A 13,057-nucleotide genomic window follows, 5' to 3' on the forward strand; every position below is an offset into this window, starting at 1 on the left:
CGGACCGCTCCGACCACAAGGCACAAGCAGCCATCGCCCGGAGGACATCATGCGGAAGATCATGTACTACGTGCACCAGTCGCTCGACGGCTTCGTCGAGGGGCCGAACGGCGAGTTCGACTGGCCGGTGCTCGGCCCGGAGCTGGGCGCGTACTCGATGGCCTTGACCGAGCGCGCCGACCTGTTCCTGTACGGGCGGACGGTCTGGGAGATGATGTCGTCGTACTGGCCGTACGCCGAGGAGATGAACCCCGACCAGCACGCGATCGAGTTCGCGCCGGTATGGCGCCGTACGCCGAAGCTCGTGCTGTCGACGACGCTGCAGAGCGCGGAGTGGAACACCCGGATCGTCCGCGCGGCCGAGGAGCTCGCGGCGATCAAGGCCGAGCCGGGCAAGGACATCCTGCTCACCGGGAGCTCGACCGTTGCGGCGTCGCTGACGGAGCTCGGGCTGCTCGACGAATACCACGTGATCGTGCACCCGGTGGTGCTCGGCGGCGGCAAGCCCGTACACCAGCCGACCGGCCGACGTACGCTCCGGCTGGCCGAGACCCGGTCGTTCGACAACCGGACCGTGCTGCTACGCCACGACCTGGTCTGATGAGTGCGCGCGGGCCGCGGCGGCGAGAGCATCCGCGACGGCGGCGACCGCGGGAGTTCGGGTACGGCGGGTCAGCAGGAAGACCGCCCGCCCGACATCCGCTTCGGCCGGCAGCCGTACCGCGACGCCCGGAGCGCCTGCGCCGATGACCAGATCCGGGAGCAGTGCGCCCGCGCCCGTCGTACGAACGAGTTCGAGCAGGATGAGGAAGTCGTCGGAGCTGTAGCGGATGTCGGGTTCGAAACCGCCGAGCTCGCGGCAGACGCGGACGTGCATCTCGCGATGACCCGTCCCCGGTTGGCAGGCCGCCCACGGCAACTCGGCAAGCTGCTCGATCGGGACACGCTCAGCCGAAGCCAGCGGGTGGTCCGACGGGAGAATGACGCGGATCTGCTCGCGGAGCAGGGGCTGACGATGCAGATCGGTGTGTACGGCGCGCGGCTGGCCGTCGTACTCGTCGCCGACCATGACGTCCAACTGCTGGAGCCGGATCGCGGGCGCGGCCTGCTCGACCTCGAGCTCGGCCGCCTCGACGCGGATGTCGGGATGGGTGGTCGCGAGGCTGCGGATCGCGGGAGCGACGACGCGGATGAAGGCGGACTGGAACGACGCGATGCGCACCAGTCCCGCAACCCGGCCCGCCGCGACCGCGGCCAACTCGGCCTCCGCCGCCTCGACTCCCTCAAGCAGCGCCGTCGCGTGCCGCACCAGCACCTCGCCCGCGGCCGTCAGCCGCACGTTGCGACCGACCCGCTCGAGCAATCGGGTCCCGGTCTCGCGCTCCAGAACGGCCAGCTGTTGCGAGATCGCGCTGGGCGAATAGCCGAGCGCCCGGGCCGCTCCGTGCACGGTGCCGCGGCCGTGGACCTCACGCAGCAACCGCAGGCGGTGCAGATCCATCATTCGTTCAGCTTAGCTTCACAATGCTGTCCGTGAAGCCGTGATGGACGTGAACAGTCCGTTCCCCCGACGATCGATGACGTGGGACGCCTCTTCTGCCTTCTTTCCGCCGCCACCTTCGGAGTCATGGCCGTCTTCGGCAAGCTCGCGTACGACGCGGGCGTGTCGGTGGACGCTCTGCTCCTGGTCCGCTTCGGCATCGCCGGCGCGCTACTGCTGGCCCTCGCACTCGGTCGTGGGGCGCTGCGCAATCTGCCCCGCCGGGCCATCCTCATCGGACTCGGCATGGGCGTCTTCGGGTACGCCGCCCAATCCGGCCTGTACTTCTCCGCGCTGACCCGCCTCGACGCGTCACTCGTCGCACTGCTGCTGTACCTGTATCCGGTCCTCGTGATGGTCGGCGCGATCGCCCTGCGGCGCGAACGAGCGTCACGCCGGCGCATCGGAGCGCTCGCGGTCGCACTGGTCGGGATCGGGTTGGTGCTCAGCGGGGCGATGAGCGGCCGGTTCGACTGGCTCGGCGTACTGCTGGCGTTGGGTGCACCAATCGTCTACACCTGCTACATCCTGGTCGGCGATTCGCTGACCGGCGACGTACAGCCGCTCGCGTTGACGGCTCTGGTATGCACGGGCGCCTTCGGCACGTTCCTGGTCCTCGGCTTCTTCCGGGGAACTGACCTGACGTTTGCGCCGATCGGCTGGCTGTGGCTGGCGGCCGTCGCACTGATCAGCACAGTCGCGGCCATCCTGTTCTTCTTCGCCGGAATGGCACGGGTCGGTCCGTCGGTCGCCTCGATCCTGTCGATCTTCGAGCCGGTGGTGACAGTCGCGTCGGCGGCGCTGGTCTTCGGCGAGCACCTGAGCGCCGTGCAATGGCTGGGCGGTGCCCTCGTCTTGTCCGCCGTACTGATCGTGCAATGGCCGCGTCAGGCGGGCTTGCAGGTGGGCGCGTCGGCGAGGGCCGCGGTCGCACGTGCCGCGGCGTTGAGGTTCCGGGTCGCGCCGGACCAGGCGGCGACCCAGAGATCCTGCGCGTGCTCGGCGCCGAAGTCCCCCGCCGCGTGAGCGGCCATCGCCTGCAAATGGGTCGCCCAGTCCCCGGCGGCGGCCCGGTCCGCCGCACCCGCGGCGTCGAGAGCAGCGAGCCGCTGCTTGCAGGCCGCGGCAGCCTCACCCGGTACGCCGGCGCAGCCACCCTTCGTCTTCGCGCGCTCGGCGACCGCTGAATTCACCGCGGAAATATCCGCCGGACCGAGCAGCCGCGTGCGCTTCCAGATCGCCTTTGTTTGATCCTCGGTATTCTTACCGGCCAGCAAATCAGTCCGCGCCTGTACGTGTTCACGCCAATGCTCAGTGGCATTACCCGCCGCGGTCACGACAGCCTCGGCCGCCGCGATTTCCTTGGCACACGCGGACGCGCTCGGATTCACCACGTTGCGCTCGGTCGCAGGCGGCGTACCGAGCGTCGGGGTTGCCTGATGTGCCGAATGCTTTGCTATCTGTGCCGACGGATCCGCCGACCCGTCGCCGGAGCCGGCCCGTGCGATCGCCACCCACGCGACCGCGCCCAGCGCGGCGACGATCCCGGCGGCCAGCCACATCGCGCGATGTTCCTGAGGTATTGCCCGTCTCGCTCGCGACATCATCCCCATCCCCAATCCGAGAATGCTGTCACGGGACTGGGAGAAACGCGACCAATTCACGGTACGCAACGGTAGTCGTGCATTCCGTGCGGTTATTCTCAGGGTTTGAGCGCGCTCACGGCGTACATCGTCAACGACAGATGGAACGCTCCGCGATCGGCCGCCTCCGCGAGTGTCCGGGCGAATGCCTCGGCCTCCGCCTCGGTGATGACACCGGCCTGCAACGACGTCAGGTGCATCATCCCGACGAAGCCCTGCCGCGCGCCGTCCTGCGACTCGATCATGGTCGCCGCGGTCTCACCGGTGATCTCAAGACCGGCATCGGCGAGCAGACCGCGGAGCCGGCGGCCTGAGTACGGGTTGGCGGTCTCGTGCAGGAAGTAGTCGACCATGCGCTGCAGTACGCCGGGATCGGCCGGGTGCACGATCGCGGTCGCCCAATCGGTGTCGATCAGCACGATCCGGCCGCCGGGACGCAGTACGCGCGCCATCTCCTTCACCACGGGCACCGGGTCGTCGACGTGCTGGAGGACCCGCTCGCAGCGCAGTACGTCCACCGACTCGTCGGCGAAGGGCAGTGCCTCGGCGTGACCATCGACGTACTCGACGTCTGCGCCGGCGGCACGTCGTACCGCCTCGGCTCGCAGGCCCGGGCTGGGCTCGACGCCGATCGCCCGGGCGCCCAACCCGGCGAACGCGACCACGTCCTCGCCGGTCCCGGAGCCGACGTCGACCGCCGTCTCCCCCGCGGCCGGCGCCAACTGGTCCAGCGCCCACGACTTCAAGGTCCGGATCGCGGGTCGCCAGGCCATCTGATCCAGGACGAATGCCTGCTGCTCAACGTTCTGCTCGGCCACGTGCGCGGCCCGAAAGCTGCCGCGCTGGGTCACGAACCCGGGCCCGTCCGATACATCGGTCATCTGGATCTCCCCCTCCGATCCGAGACTAACGCCGCACGGGCCCAGGAACGCTTCACGACAGCGGCTGCCATTCGTCGTTCGACATCCGCAGGATCGCCCAACCCACCGCGGCGAATCCCACTGCCTGCAGGCCCCAGCCGACCAGATCCAGCGGGTGACTGCTGATGATGACCGAGGTCAAGTGCAGCGGTTGCGAGATCGCCACGGCCACCGCAGCCCACCGCCCGCCGACTCCCGAGCGCCACATCGCGATCCCGAGCAGGATGGTGCCGAGCACGTGACCGACCACGAACACCACCCCGGCCAGGTCCGTCGAGCCGTGCGTCACCTCGGCGACCCTCGTGATCGACGCCTGGTCGAGACCGGCCGTCCCAGCTGACCAGGCGAACACGTCGCTCGACGCTGCCACCGGCAACGACAGGTAGCCAGGAACCATCAGGAATACCGCGATCCCGGTGAGCCACGGCGTACTGCGGCGCGTCAGCCGACCGACGAAGTACACCGCCGGCACCAGCGTGACGCACGCGAGGTAGGCCAGCCAGAGCACGGTCGAACCGCGATCGAGATGGCCGACGATCTTGCTGGTGATCGTCGGTACGTCGTCCGTCGTGTTGTACGGCAGCAGGAACCGCAGCAGCGCGACCGCCGCCGGTCCGATCGGCAGGATCAACGCGGCCACCCATCGCCAGACCGGGCGGATGTCCGCGCTCGTCGTACGGCTGATCGTCTGTGTCATCGCGCGCCTGCCAGCTCGCGCTTCGGCAGCAGTACGGCGATGACGCCGACGACTGTCGCACCGACCCCGAATCCCGCCGCGGCGACCGCAGCTGCCGGTACGTCGGACGCGAAGAACGCCGGTACGGCGAGCAGCGCCGAAGCCAACCGCAGCGTGATCAACGGCGCCAGCGCCCAGCGCTTCCCGCGCCACGCGAACCCGACCAGCACCAGGCTGATCAGCCCGACCACCGCGGACCCGATCGCGATACTCATCGGCGGGTGATCCCCGTCGGTCAGGAGCGGCGTCGCCACGTCCATCAGCGCGAGCAACCCGAGCAGTACCAGCCCGAATCTGTACATCTTCCTACCCCCTTGTTTCCGTGTTGGGCACCACCGTGACGCGTGCGCCGTACCGTCCGCCTGGGCGCCGGATCCCACCCGGGCGGGCGATTCCCTGCCCGATCCGGGATCACATTCCCGAGACGCCGGGAACGTTCCGGGCGCACACTGCCGGTATGACAACCTCCGTGAACCGACGCGGCCTGGCCGGTGCGCTGGCCGGTCTGGTGATCGCCGAGGTGACGTTCGCTGTCGTCTACGGCCTGTCCGCAGGCTGGGGCTGGGGTGAACTGGTCGACAACTTCGTCGTCACGAACGGCGTGATGGGCCTGACCTTCGGCCTCTGCGGCGCGGTGATCGCCTGGCACCGGCCGGCCAACCCGATCGGCTGGCTGTTCCTCGCGGACGGGATCGGCCACGCCACGACACCGTTCGCCGACACCCTCGCTTTTGTCGTGCACAATGAGACCGCGCAACGAGTTCTCGTCACTGTCTCGCTGGCGACCTGGCCGTGGTCGATCGGGCTGTTCCTGCCGCTGGCGCTGTTGCTGTTCCCGGACGGCCGGTTGCTGTCGCCGCGCTGGCGTTGGGCCGCGATCGGAATCATCGCGACCTCGCCGCTCTTCGTCCTGGAAATGGCCGGGAGCGGTGAACCGGTCTCACCGGACCTTCCTCGCGGCATCCTCACCGTGCCCGACTTCGACGCCCTGCAACCCCTGTGGACGGCGACCGAGGTACGCAACCTCGTCGCGATCCTGCTCGCCCTGATCTGCCTCGCGATCCGCTACCGCCGCGCCGACGAAATGGGCCGCCGGCAACTGCTGTGGTTGCTCCTGGCCTCGGTGATCGCACTGCTCTTCGTCACGCCCTGGGCCTTCGTCGCCGGTACGCCGATCCTTGTCCTGCTGGCGATCCCGCTGATCCCGATCGCTGTCGCGGTGGCGATCGTCCGCTACCAGCTGCTCGATATCCGGCTGGTTGTGTCGCGCGCGTTGACGTGGGCGTTGCTATCGCTTGTTGCCATCGGCAGCTATGCGGCGCTGGTCGCGCTCCTCGACTCACTCATCGCGTCACAGGTCGGCCGCTCGGCCGCGGTGACGGTCTTCGTCGCACTGATCATCGCACCGGTGCTACCTCGCCTCCAGCAGTTGGTCGACCGAGCCCTGTACGGCGACCGCCACGACCCAGCACGAGTCGCCTCCCGAGTAGGCGAACAACTATCCGCCGGCCTCCCAGGCGTAGTCGCCGCAATCCGCTCCGCCCTACGCCTCCCATACGCCGCACTAGTCGCCGACGGCCGCGTCATCGCGGACGGGTCGGCTGTGGGTTCCGTCGTACCGCTGGAGTTGTCGTACGGCGGTGAGGTTGTCGGGACGCTCGAGGTCGGGGTTCGGTCGGGTGAGTCGGGGTTGTCGTCGGCCGACCGGAGTGTGCTCGGGCTGGTCGCCGTACCGCTGGCAGTCGCGGTGCACGCGACGCGGTTGTCGGCGGAGTTGCAGTCGTCGCGCGAGAAGCTCGTGTCTGCACGGGAAGAGGAACGACGCCGGCTACGACGGGACCTCCACGACGGGCTGGGGCCGACCCTCACAGGCGTCGCGTTCTCCGCGGACGCGGCCGCCAACCTCATCACCACCGACAAAGCCCTCTCCGCCGACGCGTCCCGAGCCGTCGAACTGCTTGCGCGTTTGCGCGCCGACACCCGCTCCGCGATCGCCGACGTACGCCGCCTGGTCGACGACCTACGCCCGCCGGCCCTGGACGAACTCGGCCTCCTCGGAGCCCTGCAACAACGCGCCGACCAGATGTCAATCCGCGCCGACGGCGCAGCGATCCGCGTCGAGGTCTCAGCCTCCGGGTTGCCGACGTTGCCGGCCGCGCTGGAGGTCGCGGCGTACCGAATCGCGACAGAGGCGCTGACAAACGTAGTACGGCACGCCCGGGCGACATCCGCCGTACTGGCGCTGCGCTGCGGAACCGACCTGGAAATCGAGATCACCGACAACGGCCCGCCAACCGCCCCCTGGCACCCCGGCGTCGGCCTCCAAGCCATGCAAGAACGAGCCGCCGAACTAGGCGGCACCTTCCAAGCCGGCCCAACCCCCACCGGCGGCCAAGTCCAAGCCCACTTCCCCCTCCCCACCCCAGCCGCCACCACCTCCCCCGCCCACACAGACACACCCGCCCAAGCCGGGCCCCGCACCCCAGCCGCCACCACAAGCACAACGCGAGCTCCCGCCGGCGTCGGGCAGCCGGCTGATTCTTCCTTGGAGGTGCGGTGATTCGGGTTGTGTTGGCCGACGACCATCCGGTGGTTCGGGCCGGGCTGGAGGCACTGCTCAGTTCGCTGCCCGGGATCGAGGTCGTCGGCGTCGCCGCCACCGGCCGGGAGGCGATCCGCGAGGTCGTCACAACCCGCCCCGACGTCGCCGTACTGGACCTCCAAATGCCCGACCTGGACGGCTTCGCCGCCACCCGCGAACTCGCCCGCGCCGCACCCGAGGTCGCCGTCCTGGTCCTCACCATGTTCGACGACGACGACTCGGTCTTCGCCGCCATGCGCGCCGGCGCCCGCGGCTACCTCGTCAAAGGCGCCGAACAGGAGGAGATCGCCCGCGCCATCCGCGCCGTCGCCGCCGGCGAAGCCATCTTCGGCCCCGGCGTCGCCCGCCGCGTCCTCACGTTCTTCGCCGCCCCACCACCGACCGACCCGTTCCCCGAACTCACCACCCGTGAACGCGAGATCCTCGACCTACTGGCCGCCGGCCTCTCCAACCCCGCGATCGCCATCCGCCTGGACCTCGCCCCGAAAACCGTCGCCAACAACGTCTCCACCATCTTCACCAAACTAGGCACCGCCGACCGAGCCACCGCCATCATCCAGGCCCGCAACGCCGGCCTCGGCGTACCGAAGGACGGGTAATCCTCCCACCCGCACGCCACTCCGCCGCCTGATCCAGCCGGCACCGACCGCAAATCCCGCGACCACTACCCGTTCTTCTGTACGCCAAGGATCGCTTTCAGGTACCGGTTGCCCACGACCTCCAGGTGGGCAACGAGACCCGGTGGGCCGTCGACCCGGAAGTCGAGGCCGAGCATGCCGATGTAGACCGCGATCAGCTCATAGGAGTCGGCGCCGGTCACCAGGACGCTGGTGTTCTCGTCGACCGATTCGACGATGCCGACGGCGGCGTTGATCCGGGACAGGACCTCCCGCGCGGGCGCGTACACCGTGATCCGGGCATGCACCTTCCAGCCGGCCGACGCCACGTCCCGCAGGACGAAGTCGGCGTACTCGTCGTCCTTCATCGGCCGCGGTTGGTACCGGCGACCCGTTGCCATCCGCAACGACATCCAGTCGGCCCGGTACGTGTGCCAGACCGCCTGCTCGTCACGGGCGACGAGATGCCAGTACCCGTGCCAGCTCACCAGCCGGTACGGCTCCACCAGGATCGGCAGGTCCTGCGTCGTACTCGATCCGGCCTTGTAGAGCGAGTCCCCTTCCGGTACGGCGTACTCGAACCGGAGGTAGTGCTCGTCGCGGATACATGCGGCGATTGTAGACAAGAGGGTTGTGTCGATCTCGGGCGGATCGATGTTCGCCCGGGTGTTGTCGGGGCCTTTGTCCATCGCCTTGTTGATCGCTTCGACCTGACGTTGCAGCCGGTGCGGGAGAACCTGCTCGAGCTTGGTCAGCGCGCGGACGCTGCTGTCCCCCATCCCGACCACGCCCGCGCCGGTCCGCAGACCGACGGCGACAGCGACCGCCTCCTCGTCGTCGAGCAGCAGCGGCGGAAGCTTCGCGCCGACGCCGAGCTGATAGTGGCCGGCCGGACCGCGCGTCGCGTCGACCGGGTACCCGAGCTCGCGCAGCCGATCGATGTCGTTCCGCACCGTCCGCGTCGTCACATCAAGCCGCTCGGCCAGCTCGGAACCGGTCCACGCCGGGCGCGTCTGCAGGAGAGCTAGCAGTGCTAGCAGACGCTGCGAAGTCTCTAGCAAATCAATCTCCTAATTAGGAATCTAATGTTCCTATACGGATTCTACGGTAGAGCCATGAACACGAACGAGAGCATCCGGCCCTTCACCGTCACGATCGCCCAGGCCGACCTGGACGACCTGAACGCCCGCCTCGCGCGGACCCGCCTTCCCGAGGCCGCGCCGGGCGACGACTGGGACTACGGCACTCCGAACCACTACCTCAGCGAGATGGTCGACCGCTGGCAGAACGGGTTCGACTGGCGGGCGCAGGAGGCCCGGATGAACGAGTTCCCGCATTACCTGACCGAGATCGACGGGCAGACCGTGCACTTCATCCACGTGCCGTCCGCGGTCGAGGGCGCGACCCCGCTGCTCCTGCTGCACACCTACCCGGGCTCGTTCGTCGACTTCCTCGACATGATCGGCCCACTCACCGACCCGGTCGCGTACGGCGGATCCGCCGAGGACGCGTTCTCGGTCGTCGTACCGTCGATGCCGGGCTTCGCCTTCAGTACGCCGCTGGTCGACCGGGGCTGGACGATGGCCCGGGTGGCGCGGACCTACGACACGTTGATGCGGCGGCTCGGCTACACGTCGTACGGCGCGCACGGGTCCGACGGTGGCGCGATGATCTCGCGTGAGCTCGGCGTACTCAATCCTGAAGGCTTCCTCGGCCTGCACGTCCTGCAACTGTTCTCGTTCCCGTCGGGCGACCCGGCCGAGTTCGAGAAGTTCACGCCGGCGGACTACGCGGCGCTGGAGCACCTGAAGTGGTTCCAGTCGGTCGGCGGGTACAACGCGATCAACTCGACCCGCCCGCAGACCGTTGCCGTCGGCATCTCCGACTCGCCGGTCGGCCAGCTCGCCTGGAACGAACTCTTCAACAACTTCGGCAACGGCACCAGCCTGGTCTCCCAGGACCAGATCCTCACCGAGGTCTCGCTGTACTGGTTCACGAACACCTCGGCCGCGGCCGGCCGGTACCACTACGAGGAAGCCAACTCCGGCGCCGAGCCGCAGCTCAACTACGCCCCGACCGGCGTCGCCGTCTTCGCCGACGACTTCAAGACGATCCGCCCGCTGGCCGATCGCGACAACACCAACATCGTGCACTGGTCCAACTTCGAGAAGGGCGGCCACTTCGCCTCCCTCGAGCGCCCCGAAGAGGTCACCGAGGACCTCCGCAAGTTCTTCCGCAACCTCTGACGCTGGTGGAAAGGCCGGCCCCGCGGGCCGGCCTTTCAGCCGTTGGTGTCGATGATCCCGATCTGCTTCGGCCCGGAACTGTCGAGTACGTCGATGCCAGGCTCGAAGAACCGGCTGAGATAGATCCGCTGTCCGTCCGGGCTGACCGCGATCCGCGAGGGCAGCCCGAGGTTCCCAATCAGGGACCCGACGACCTCGCCGCTGCCGACGTCGACGACCCCGACCGTGTCGTCGTTGCCCGACCGCCCGAAGACGTAAAGGTGCTTGCCATCGTTGCTCGTGGCACCCGCTGTGATCGGTCCCGGCAGAACGTCCGGCTCCGGCTTCGTCACCGCGACCTTCGTGTTGATGACCGCGTAATTGTCACGTCCGACAACATAGATCGCTCCGTCGGGTCCTGGGACGAGGTCACCTGGCTCCTCGCCGACCTTGATCGCGCCCCGTGCCGCCTGCCGCGACTTGGCATCGATGACTGCAACGGTGTTCGTGTCCTTGGACGAGATGTAGAGCCGGCCGCTGTCGTCGATCGCGACATCCGTCGGGGTCGATCCCGCGGCGAGCGGCCCACCGACCGTCGCCAGCGTCTCCGTGTTGATCTCGGTGATCGTCGCTGCCGTCTGACTCAACACGAACAAGCGATGCGTTGCAGTGCTCAGCGCAAACTTCGTCGGCCCGGGCGCGACCGCGATCGGCTGACCGACCACGGCCCAGGTCGCGGCGTCGATCACCGAGACCGAGTTCGAATTGGAGTTGGCGACGTACAGCCGGGATCCGTCGGGCGCGACGATCAGGTTGCTCGGGAACTCACCGACCTCCAGCGGATCGCCGACGCGTTCCTGCGTCGTCGTACTGAACCTGATCACGCGGCCGTTCTCGACATCGGTCGCGTACAGGAACCGGTTGTCCGGGCTGAGCGCGAGGCCGACCGCCAGCGGAGCCTGAGGAGCAGGCGGTATGACGTTGATCGCGATAATGCCGAGTACTGCGGGGGCCACGAAGGCGGCCGGGGTGATCCAGCGGCGGAGTGGCTTGCCGGTCCCTAGCTTCACGGTTGCGACACCGAGAACGAGCCAGACCGCGAGCAGGGCGATTGCGGCGAATTGCTGCAGGTCGGTCTTGCTCTGGAACCGCAGGAAGCCGAACAGAACCACGAATCCGCTCACGACCCAGCCGACCAGGAACTGGCGGTTGAAAGAAATCAACGGTCCCGCGATCGCGACCTCAGCTGTGAGCAGGTAGAGGAGCACCACGTTGAGCAGATGCACTCTGCTGTGGCGATCGAAGTACAACAGGATCACGAGCACCAGGACTGCCGCGGCGGCGCCGAGCCCGATCAGTAGCTTGGGTGGTGGGTTTCTCACTGGCGGCGTACGGCGCAACCGGAGCAGGCCGATGAGGCCTGCGACCAGCCACGCCACGGATGCAATCAAGTACCAGGTCGCCGGCAACGGGTGCAGGTCTGACCGGAGTTCGCGCGTGATCCAGCCGGTCGCCATAGCGGTCGCCAGGAGCGCCGGTCCCGCCAGTCCAACGGCGAACGCGGCCGCGTCGGCGCGCAACCTGATCACCACCGGGATGACGGCAACCGCTAGCACTGCTACGACAATCAGTTCCCAGATGCGCGGCGTTGCGACGACCGCGCAGACGACCTGTGCGGCGGCGGCGATCATCGTCAGACCGAGGATCGGCCAGTCCAGATCCGGCAGGCGGAAACGGTCGCGCCACCGCCTGGCAGTCGCTCGCGCCGCCGCTCCGAACGTCGGTCCGGTGGTCCGCCTGGGCGTTTGTGTGGGGGTTCGTGCGGCGCTTGGTTGCGGTCGGACAGGTGGCGGCGGGTTGTCGAGGTACGCCTGCGCCGCGGCCGCGACGCTCCGGCTGTCGTCGTCCCGGAGTCGTTCGAGCTGCTCGCGCGCGGTACGGCGTACCAGCTCGTTGTTTGCCTGCAGCAACTGCCCTAGCGGTGCTAGCGCAGTACGACGGATCTCGGCGAGCGGACTGTTGATCGCGCTCGCCAGATACTCGGGCAGCGCCCAACGCGGGTTGGAGGCAACGACCGTCCGGCCCTCCGTCTCGGCGAACTGGCGCGGGCGCTGACCCGGCTGCTCAGCGACAACGGCCTTGTAGGTGTAGTCGTACAGCTCGTCGGTCGTCACATCCCCGTCGGCGTCCAGGTCGGCGGCACCGGTACGCAGCCCTTCGACCAGGTGATGCGTGAACACCGATTCCGTTCCCTCAAAGGCGTACTGCGTCGAATCCGACGCGGTCAGCACGATCCGCCCGCGCCCACCGAACGCTTCCTTCGTGTGTACGGCGGAATCCGACTTGGCGAACTGCTCCGCCGCGTACGCCCCGCTGTAGCAGCAATCCAGAATAAGGATCGTCTGCCGCGACCGGCTCTCCGACACCGCCTCCCCCACCAACACCGCCGACAACGCCGTGAACCGCAGGCTGTCCCGCACCGTGTTCTGCATCGCCAGGTACAGCCGGCCGTTGTCGTCCTTCAACCCGTGCCCACTGAAGTACAGCAGCATCAGGTCGTCGCGCTCACCAGCGGCGAAGAAGTCCGCGATCGCCTTCCCCACCTCGTGCGTGGGCCGATTCATCAGTACCTGTACGTCGAACCCCGCGATCGCCTGATCCTCGAGCACCTCGGCCAACGCCTCGACGTCCCGCTCCGGCGCCGCCAACCGCCGCAACCCGGCATCCTCGTACTCGTACGTGGCCACCAGCAAGGCCCGGCGCTGCCCCATCCC

11 protein-coding genes are annotated in these 13,057 nt (G+C 68.3%); 5 read left to right on the forward strand and 6 right to left on the reverse strand.

The genetic code is table 11. The features are described from left to right. The first annotated feature begins 49 nt into the window (after positions 1–49). The gene (locus ACWF0M_RS26360; protein ID WP_452238384.1) at positions 50–601 is read left to right on the forward strand and encodes a dihydrofolate reductase family protein; all 552 of its coding nucleotides are present in this window, start codon (positions 50–52) and stop codon (positions 599–601) included. Here ACWF0M_RS26360 and ACWF0M_RS26365 read toward each other — a convergent pair. Continuing rightward, positions 581–1,504, reverse strand: a complete 924-nt coding sequence (locus tag ACWF0M_RS26365) for a LysR family transcriptional regulator (RefSeq protein WP_452238385.1) — start codon at positions 1,502–1,504, stop codon at positions 581–583. The two genes, ACWF0M_RS26360 and ACWF0M_RS26365, sit on opposite strands and share 21 nt — an antisense overlap. A gap of 78 nt (positions 1,505–1,582) precedes the next feature. Between ACWF0M_RS26365 and ACWF0M_RS26370 the strand changes: the two genes are divergently transcribed. After that, on the forward strand, positions 1,583–2,566 hold the full coding sequence (locus tag ACWF0M_RS26370) for a DMT family transporter (protein ID WP_452238386.1): 984 nt from the start codon (positions 1,583–1,585) through the stop codon (positions 2,564–2,566). Between the two features lie 676 nt (positions 2,567–3,242). On the opposite strand, the gene ACWF0M_RS26375 is transcribed toward ACWF0M_RS26370, so the two are convergent. From ACWF0M_RS26375 to ACWF0M_RS26385, 3 genes are read right to left on the reverse strand one after another with little or no spacing between them, the layout of a single operon-like run. Beyond that, the gene (locus tag ACWF0M_RS26375) at positions 3,243–4,064 is read right to left on the reverse strand and encodes a methyltransferase domain-containing protein (protein ID WP_452238387.1); all 822 of its coding nucleotides are present in this window, start codon (positions 4,062–4,064) and stop codon (positions 3,243–3,245) included. A gap of 52 nt (positions 4,065–4,116) precedes the next feature. Then, positions 4,117–4,800 carry a hypothetical protein gene (locus ACWF0M_RS26380; protein WP_452238388.1) on the reverse strand — a complete coding sequence of 228 codons (684 nt, stop codon included), beginning with the start codon at positions 4,798–4,800 and terminating at the stop codon, positions 4,117–4,119. After that, a complete protein-coding gene (locus ACWF0M_RS26385; protein ID WP_452238389.1) occupies positions 4,797–5,141 on the reverse strand; it encodes a hypothetical protein in 345 nt (114 codons plus the stop codon). The genes ACWF0M_RS26380 and ACWF0M_RS26385 overlap by 4 nt, the downstream gene beginning before the upstream one ends. 155 nt (positions 5,142–5,296) lie before the next feature. Between ACWF0M_RS26385 and ACWF0M_RS26390 the strand changes: the two genes are divergently transcribed. Next, on the forward strand, positions 5,297–7,399 hold the full coding sequence (locus tag ACWF0M_RS26390; protein ID WP_452238390.1) for a histidine kinase: 2,103 nt from the start codon (positions 5,297–5,299) through the stop codon (positions 7,397–7,399). Next, the gene (locus tag ACWF0M_RS26395) at positions 7,396–8,040 is read left to right on the forward strand and encodes a response regulator (RefSeq protein ID WP_452238391.1); all 645 of its coding nucleotides are present in this window, start codon (positions 7,396–7,398) and stop codon (positions 8,038–8,040) included. Before ACWF0M_RS26390 ends, ACWF0M_RS26395 begins: the two co-directional genes overlap by 4 nt. 65 nt (positions 8,041–8,105) lie before the next feature. Here the strand turns inward: ACWF0M_RS26395 and ACWF0M_RS26400 are convergent, their stop codons facing one another. After that, entirely contained in the window at positions 8,106–9,119 is a 1,014-nt protein-coding gene (locus ACWF0M_RS26400) for a helix-turn-helix transcriptional regulator (RefSeq protein WP_452238392.1), read from the reverse strand. Between the two features lie 54 nt (positions 9,120–9,173). Here ACWF0M_RS26400 and ACWF0M_RS26405 point away from each other — a divergent pair, with 54 nt between their 5' ends. Further along, complete coding sequence (locus ACWF0M_RS26405; protein WP_452238393.1) at positions 9,174–10,304, forward strand: epoxide hydrolase family protein; 1,131 nt, start codon at positions 9,174–9,176, stop codon at positions 10,302–10,304. Between the two features lie 35 nt (positions 10,305–10,339). Here ACWF0M_RS26405 and ACWF0M_RS26410 read toward each other — a convergent pair whose 3' ends face one another. Further along, the gene (locus ACWF0M_RS26410; protein ID WP_452238394.1) at positions 10,340–13,054 is read right to left on the reverse strand and encodes a caspase, EACC1-associated type; all 2,715 of its coding nucleotides are present in this window, start codon (positions 13,052–13,054) and stop codon (positions 10,340–10,342) included. Between the last annotated feature and the right edge of the window lie 3 nt (positions 13,055–13,057).

The organism is Kribbella sp. NPDC055110, from assembly GCF_053607525.1.

Bases quoted from the DNA above. Each gene is read 5' to 3' on its own strand.
- ACWF0M_RS26360 (WP_452238384.1), top strand. From the start codon at position 50: ATGCGGAAGATCATGTACTACGTGCACCAGTCGCTCGACGGCTTCGTC.
- ACWF0M_RS26365 (WP_452238385.1), bottom strand. From the start codon at position 1,504: ATGATGGATCTGCACCGCCTGCGGTTGCTGCGTGAGGTCCACGGCCGC.
- ACWF0M_RS26375 (WP_452238387.1), bottom strand. From the start codon at position 4,064: ATGACCGATGTATCGGACGGGCCCGGGTTCGTGACCCAGCGCGGCAGC.
- ACWF0M_RS26380 (WP_452238388.1), bottom strand. From the start codon at position 4,800: ATGACACAGACGATCAGCCGTACGACGAGCGCGGACATCCGCCCGGTC.
- ACWF0M_RS26385 (WP_452238389.1), bottom strand. From the start codon at position 5,141: ATGTACAGATTCGGGCTGGTACTGCTCGGGTTGCTCGCGCTGATGGAC.
- ACWF0M_RS26390 (WP_452238390.1), top strand. From the start codon at position 5,297: ATGACAACCTCCGTGAACCGACGCGGCCTGGCCGGTGCGCTGGCCGGT.
- ACWF0M_RS26405 (WP_452238393.1), top strand. From the start codon at position 9,174: ATGAACACGAACGAGAGCATCCGGCCCTTCACCGTCACGATCGCCCAG.
- ACWF0M_RS26410 (WP_452238394.1), bottom strand. From the start codon at position 13,054: ATGGGGCAGCGCCGGGCCTTGCTGGTGGCCACGTACGAGTACGAGGAT.